The sequence below is a fragment of the Synechococcus sp. R55.7 genome (assembly GCF_047461955.1).
Classification (GTDB): Bacteria; Cyanobacteriota; Cyanobacteriia; order Thermostichales; family Thermostichaceae; genus Thermostichus.
Genome location: NZ_JANSIC010000142.1, coordinates 1 through 6494, shown reverse-complemented (window position 1 = coordinate 6494; position 6494 = coordinate 1). Strand labels below are relative to the sequence as shown.

Below are 6494 nucleotides of genomic sequence, written 5' to 3'. Positions count from 1 at the left end.
GATCCCTCTCTAGCGATCCACCAGGCGCAGCTCGAAGGTGAGGATGTTGGCGGCCAAAATCTCCAAAGCCCCGCCCTCGATAAGGTCGCGAGTGAGGGCAGCTCCGGAGCCACTTTGTTGGATCAATTCGCGGCTGCGGCGCACCGTCTCCTGTCGCTGGGGGTCGTCCACAACCACCTGCCGCTGATTGGACAGGCTGAGGCGATAGAAATTGGGCAGATCCCCCCGGGTGGCATCAATGGCCAGATTGGTCTCTTCAGGGGCTACGCGGAAGGGGGCACGGGCGGTGAGCAGAGCCACCTGGATATCTTGGTCTCGCCCATCAAGGCCCTGCAGCTCGGATATATCGATCTGGAAATTGAGGGTATCGCGGTCACGGGTAAGGCGATTAACCCGTACCTGGTTAAAGCCAACGGCAAACTCTCGTTCCGGCTCTCCAAACCGCTGGATGGTGGCTTGCAAGACCGACTCTTCGTTGAGGGGGGTAACCCGAATGAGGTAATCCCAGTCCCGCACAAAGGTGTACTCGTTGGGCCCCACACGGACGTTGGGATCCACCAAGTTGGCGGTAGGGCCAGGGCTGCCGGCCCGGCTGAGAGCTACCATGTACCAGTAGTTGGGGCTGATGGGCAAACCCAGGGTCATGCGTACTTCCAGCACTGGCCGCGCCCAAGCGGCAACAGCCGTGAGAGCCGTTATGGCCATGGCTCCCAAGCAACTCCACAGCCAGCGCTGAGGAGGAAAATTAAGCTGCGGCGGGCAAGAGCAAGTGATGGCTGGGGTTCTCATTCAAGCCTCTTCAACTCTCCGGCAGGTGGCGGCAGCCTGAACTCCTTTCCTGCTCACTCTGGAACAGTCTAGCCAGGAATGGCGTGCCCTCAACAGGGGATCCCAAGGGTCGGCGGCGGAGCGCCAGCAGAAGTTTTCGTTAAGCAGTGATGATTCGGTGTGGAGGATGGCTATGCGCATTGCTCAGATTGCCCCTTTGCATGAGAGTGTGCCCCCCAAGCTCTACGGCGGCACTGAGCGGGTTGTGTCTTGGCTCACCGAAGAGCTGGTGCGGCGGGGGCATGAGGTGACGTTGTTTGCCAGCGGCGACTCCCAAACCCAGGCTCGCCTCATCCCCTTTCGGGAGCGGGCTTTGCGTTTGGATCCCACGGCCATCGACACAGTGGCTCCTCATGTTTTGATGGTCGAGAAAGCCTTTCAGATGGCCGACGAGTTTGACATTATCCACGGCCACATCGACTACTATCCCTATGCCCTGGCCCGTCGCCACCCGCAGGTTTCTTTTTTGGCCACCCTACACGGGCGACTGGACATTCCGGAGCTGCAGCCCCTCTACACCGAGTTTCAGGACATTCCGGTGGTCTCCATCTCCAACGCCCAGCGGCTGCCGCTGCCCCAGGCCCGCTGGGTGGGGACGGTCTACCACGGCTTGCCCCTGGATCTCCACCGTTTCTATCCAGAAAAGGGGGACTACCTGGCCTTTTTGGGCCGGGTCTCCCCGGAAAAAGGGCTGGACACGGCTATTGAAATTGCGGCGCGGGCAGGGATGCCGCTGAAGGCTGCTATCAAGATCGATGCGGTGGATCGCCAGTACTACGAGTTAGAAATTAAGCCTTTGGCCAGTCGCCACCCCAATGTGGAGATCATAGGGGAAATCACCGACCAAGAGAAAAGCGAGTTTTTGGGCAAGGCCTATGCGGTGCTGTTTCCCATCCGCTGGCCGGAGCCCTTTGGGCTGGTGATGATTGAAGCGATGGCCTGTGGCACGCCGGTAATTGCCACCCGTTTTGGCTCAGTACCCGAGGTAATGGCCGACAGGCGCTCCGGCTTTATTGTCGACTCGGTGGAGGAAGCAGTGGAGGCTGTGGAGAAGGTGGGATCCCTGAGCCGAGCCGGGGTGCGGCAGGTGTTTGAGGAGCGGTTCAGCGTGGAAAGAATGGTGTCGGACTACGAGGCTCTCTACCGCCAACTGGTGAACGAGCGGCAGGAGATGTCGCGAAGAAGGCAGCTTAATAAGGCTTAGATGGGCCAAGTAGCAGCTAGGGCTGCTGGGCTGCATCGGGGGGCCCCTGCTTCTTCGCCTTCTTTGAGTGGACCGATAGCAGTAAGCTGTTCGCGTAGGAGACCGGCTGGATAGGGATCGAGAAGACCGAGATGGCAGAAGACATCATCCAAATTCAAGATCAGTACTACATCCGGGCCAGCGCCTCTTGGGTGGAGGCACGCTCTCATGTTCTCAAGCATGACAACTGCTTTGCCATCTTTGACCGGCGAGGGAACATGCGCCCCCTCGGCATCCGGGATCATGGCCTCTTCCGGGACGACACCCGCTTTTTGTCCCGCTGGGTGTTGGACTTGCAGGGAAAGCAGTTCCTGCTGCTCAGCTCAGAGGTGCGGGAAGACAAAGATATTTTGGCGGTGGATCTGACCAACCCGGAGTTCACCACCTCAGAGGGGCAGTTTATCGGTCAAGATACCCTGCATGTTCTACGGACTACTTTTCTGTGGAACAACGTAGCCTACGAGCGCATTCGCATTCACAACTACGGCTCGGAGCCGTTTCGCGTGCCGATTACCCTGCGCTTTGAGGCGGACTTTGCCGATATTTTTGAGATCCGGGGCATCCGACGGGCCCAGCGGGGTCAAGTGCTGCCGGCCCAGGTGAACCCTGAGGGAGTGGTTCTCCGCTACCGCGGCTTGGATGGAGTGGAGCGGCAAACCCAGTTGCAATTTTTGCCGGCGCCGGAGCTAGTGTCGGAGAAGCTGGCGCAGTGGTGGGTGCCTTTGGCCCCGCAGGAGGAACGGGATTTGGAGCTGAGGGTGATCTGCAGCTACGGCGGGGAGGAGATTGCCCCTTTGACCTACCAGGAGGCTCTGCAGGCGGAGCGGGAGCAAAGGGCTTCCTTGCGGGCGCAAGCCCACCGGATCGACACCGGCAATGCTCAGTTTAACGATTGGCTCAACGCCTCACGGGATGATCTGCTGATGATGCTCACCCGCACTCCCTACGGGCTTTATCCCTATGCGGGGGTGCCTTGGTTTACCACGGTCTTCGGGCGCGACGCCCTGATCACCGCCCTGGCCACTCTCTGGTGGTTTCCAGACTTGGCGCGGGGGGTGCTGCTGTATCTGGCGGCCCACCAGGCCCAGGAGGTGGATCCCAGCCGCGATGCCGAGCCTGGCAAGATCCTGCATGAGCAGCGCTCCAGCGAGATGGCCAAGACGCGCGAGATCCCCTTTGGCAATTATTTCGGCAGCATTGACTCCACCCCTTTGTTTGTGGTGCTAGCAGGGCGCTACGTGCGCCGCAGCGGCGATCTAGAGCTGTTGCGGCAGCTCTGGCCAAACATCGAAGCAGCCCTGCACTGGATGGACACTTACGGGGATCCCGATGGGGATGGCTTTCTGGAGTACGCGGGCAAAGCTCACCGGGGCCTGCGCAACCAGGGCTGGAAAGATTCTGAAGATGCCATCTTCTACCCGGACGGATCCCTGGCAGAACCCCCCTTGGCCCTGTGCGAGGTGCAGGGCTATGCCTACGAAGCTAAGCAGTTGGCAGCAGAGATGGCCGAGCTGCTGGGGCGGCAAGAGCAAGCAGCCCAGTTGCGACAACAAGCGGAAAAGCTGCAGCAGCAGTTTTGGGATCACTTCTGGTGCGAAGAGTTGGGGGGCTATGCCCTGGCTTTGGATGGCCAGAAGCAACCCTGCCGGGTGCGCAGCTCCAACATGGGCCACTGTCTGTTTTCGGGGATTGCCCATCCCGAGCATGCTGCCTGCATTGCCCGGCAACTGCTGGAGCCAGCTTTCTTCAGCGGCTGGGGGATCCGCACGGTGCCGGAGGGAGAGGGGCGCTACAACCCCATGTCCTACCACAATGGCTCCATCTGGCCCCACGACAATGCCTTGATTGCCGCAGGCTTATCTCGCTATGGCTTCAAGGGCGAAGCGGTGCGGGTCTTGACAGCGCTGTTCGATGCCAGCCAGTTTCTGGAGCTGAAGCGGCTGCCGGAGCTGTTTTGTGGCTTTCGGCGGCGACAGCGGGAGGGCCCCACCCTTTATCCGGTGGCCTGTCTGCCCCAGTCTTGGGCGGCGGCCAGTGTGTTTTTGCTGCTGCAGGCTTGTCTGGGGCTGGAGATCGACGGGCTGGCTCAACGGGTACATTTGACCAAGCCCACTCTGCCCCTGTGGCTGCCCCACGTCATCCTTGAGAATGTGCAGGTGGGCCAGGGATCCCTGGACATCGGTCTCTATCTGCAGTCAGGAGGGGTGGGGATCAACATTCTCAGGAGTGTGGGGGACGTGGAATTGACGGTGAAATAGTTGCAAAATTCAAGACATCCGCAACACAACCTACAACTAAGTTTCACCTGCCAAATGTGGCGATAGGGACACAACTCAACAGTTCAGACAGCCTCTCCCTATCCCACATCACCCACATCATCAGAAGTTCTACTCTTGAATGTAGAGCTGATCCAAATTCCACAATGGCCCCAGAATGGGTCGGGGATCCACCCCTTGAATGCGGTTGCGCAGGGCTGAGAGAACCAGGGGGTTGAAAGTGCCAATTTGGGGCAGCTGTTCCTGGATGATGATTTGAAACCGGTCGTAGAGGGCCTTGCGCTTTTCAAAGTCTAGCTCCCGCACCCCTTCGATAAAGATGCGGTCGATCTCCCGTTCCCAATCGCTGACCTCAACCCCTTCTGCCGGGTTGCCGGGCAAATCTCCCAGATTAAAGAGGTGCAAACGGCCGTCGCTGCGCCAGATGTTGGAGCCGTTGTTGGGCTCGGTGCCGCCGCCACCAAAGCCCAGCAGCAGGGTTTCCCAGTCGCGGCTATCGGTGCGCTGCACCAGGGTGTTGAAGGCGATGGGGGTAAAATCAACGGTGATGCCGATCCGCTCCAGATCAGCTTTGATCAACGCGCCGGTGGCCTCCCGCTGATTGTTGCCGGCGTTGGTGAGCAAGGTGAAACGGACACGGTTGCCCTCGGAATCCCGCAGGTGGCCCTCAGCATCATAGGTGTATCCGGCATCGAGGAGCAGTTGCCGCGCTTTTTCAGGGTTGTAGTCGTAGGTGGGCAAGCCCTCTTCGGGGCTGAGGTAGAAGGGGCTGGCGGGGGAGAAGACCGAGTGCTGGATCTGGCCCAACCCTTGCAGGACGCTATCGACGTAAAACTGCCGGTTCATGGCGTGGGCCACCGCCCGGCGGAAGTTCAAATCGTTAAACCAGCGGCTTTTGACGGGATCCACAAAAGGCCGCCCGGTCTGGGGGTTACGGGCGCGGCTGAGGTTGAAGGCAAAGAAACTGTTGTTCAATGTCTGGCCGAGATTGTAGATGGTGAACTGATCCCGTTCTTCTTCCCGCTTCAAGAGCTGAAAATCTCTCCCCCGCACCGAAAACACGTCGGTCTCGCCGGAGCGAAACTGCAGCAGCGCGGTGTCCTCTGAGTCCACAATGCGCAGGATTACCCGTTCAATGCGCGGGATCCCTTCCCCTTTCCAGTAGTAGGGATTGGGCCGGTACACCAGCCGCTGGCCGGGGGTGTATTCCTGCAAGATATAGGGGCCGGCCCCCACCAACTCCTGCACCGGCGTGTCGATACCCCAGGTTTGCAAGAAAAGGGGGTTGCCCCGGCTGTCCAACTGCTCGACAGTGGGCTCGAGGATGTGCTTGGGCAAAATAGGGGATCCGGCCTGCAGCAGAAAGGGAGCGAAGGGCTCCGGCAAAACGAACTCAATCCGCCGCTCGTCCAGCGCCCGCACCTGAGGCAATGCTCCGGCTTCTCCAATTCGCTTCACATCCCGCGCAGAAGTCGGGATCCGCTCGTCGAAGATGATGCGGTTGAAGGTAAAGTCCACATCTGCTGCTGTCAGAGGCTCTCCATCCGACCAGCGCAGCCCCTCCCGCAAGGTAAAGACATACCGCAAGCCGTCCTCAGACACTTCCCAGCCTTCCGCCAGCTCCGGTTTGGGCAAGAGGGTATCCTCATCCAAGGTGACCAAGCCCGCCTCTAGGTAGGCGATAGCGTCGCGGCTGGAGCTTTCGGCGGCCAAATAGGTGTTGAAGGTTTTGGGATCTGAAGTCACTGTGGCGATCAAATGGGGCGGGCGGGCAGGGGTAGCACAGGCACCAAGCCAGAGCAGGAGGATCCCTAGTAGAGAGACAAAAAGGTTCCTCCTGAGTCGGTTTGCCGAGGTGTTGTTTTGGCCCGCCATTTCTTTTGCCAAGTCGTTGTTCCAAGCAAGTTTGGGACGGCTCGCCCGCATCCCGCGCCCTGTGGCCCAAGCGCTCCGCGCTGCTGAGGCCCTCACCCCCAGCCCTTCTCCTAGAGGAGTAGCCCCCCTCCCGGCCCCTTTCCCAGAGGGAAAATTGGGGATCCAGGTAATGGGTGGTTTGACTGCGACTTGGGCAGATTCTGCGTTTTTGAGGGAGCGATTGCTTGCCAGTTTGGCAGCTCAGGCAGTGGGGTGACCAGGTTCTTTTCAGA

The 6494-nt window shown here is 59.7% G+C and carries 4 protein-coding genes; 2 read left to right on the top strand and 2 right to left on the bottom strand.

The window, feature by feature from the left end; genetic code table 11:
- Positions 1 to 9: 9 nt before the first annotated feature.
- Positions 10 to 705, bottom strand: a complete 696-nt coding sequence (locus NW820_RS08535; protein ID WP_414330153.1) for a hypothetical protein — start codon at positions 703 to 705, stop codon at positions 10 to 12.
- A gap of 256 nt (positions 706 to 961) precedes the next feature.
- Between NW820_RS08535 and NW820_RS08530 the strand changes: the two genes are divergently transcribed.
- Together NW820_RS08530 and NW820_RS08525 are read left to right on the top strand one after the other, a co-directional pair.
- Entirely contained in the window at positions 962 to 2032 is a 1071-nt protein-coding gene (locus tag NW820_RS08530) for a glycosyltransferase family 4 protein (protein WP_414350481.1), read from the top strand.
- A 131-nt stretch (positions 2033 to 2163) separates the two neighbouring features.
- Positions 2164 to 4329, top strand: coding sequence for a glycogen debranching N-terminal domain-containing protein (locus tag NW820_RS08525; RefSeq protein WP_414407244.1), 2166 nt, complete (start codon positions 2164 to 2166; stop codon positions 4327 to 4329).
- Positions 4330 to 4458: 129 nt separating this feature from the next.
- On the opposite strand, the gene NW820_RS08520 is transcribed toward NW820_RS08525, so the two are convergent.
- Positions 4459 to 6093, bottom strand: coding sequence for an ABC transporter substrate-binding protein (locus NW820_RS08520; RefSeq protein WP_414407243.1), 1635 nt, complete (start codon positions 6091 to 6093; stop codon positions 4459 to 4461).
- Positions 6094 to 6494 lie beyond the last annotated feature (401 nt).

Excerpts from the sequence above, each read along its gene's own strand:
- NW820_RS08535 (WP_414330153.1), bottom strand. The coding sequence starts at position 705 with ATGGCCATAACGGCTCTCACGGCTGTTGCCGCTTGGGCGCGGCCAGTG.
- NW820_RS08530 (WP_414350481.1), top strand. The coding sequence starts at position 962 with ATGCGCATTGCTCAGATTGCCCCTTTGCATGAGAGTGTGCCCCCCAAG.
- NW820_RS08525 (WP_414407244.1), top strand. The coding sequence starts at position 2,164 with ATGGCAGAAGACATCATCCAAATTCAAGATCAGTACTACATCCGGGCC.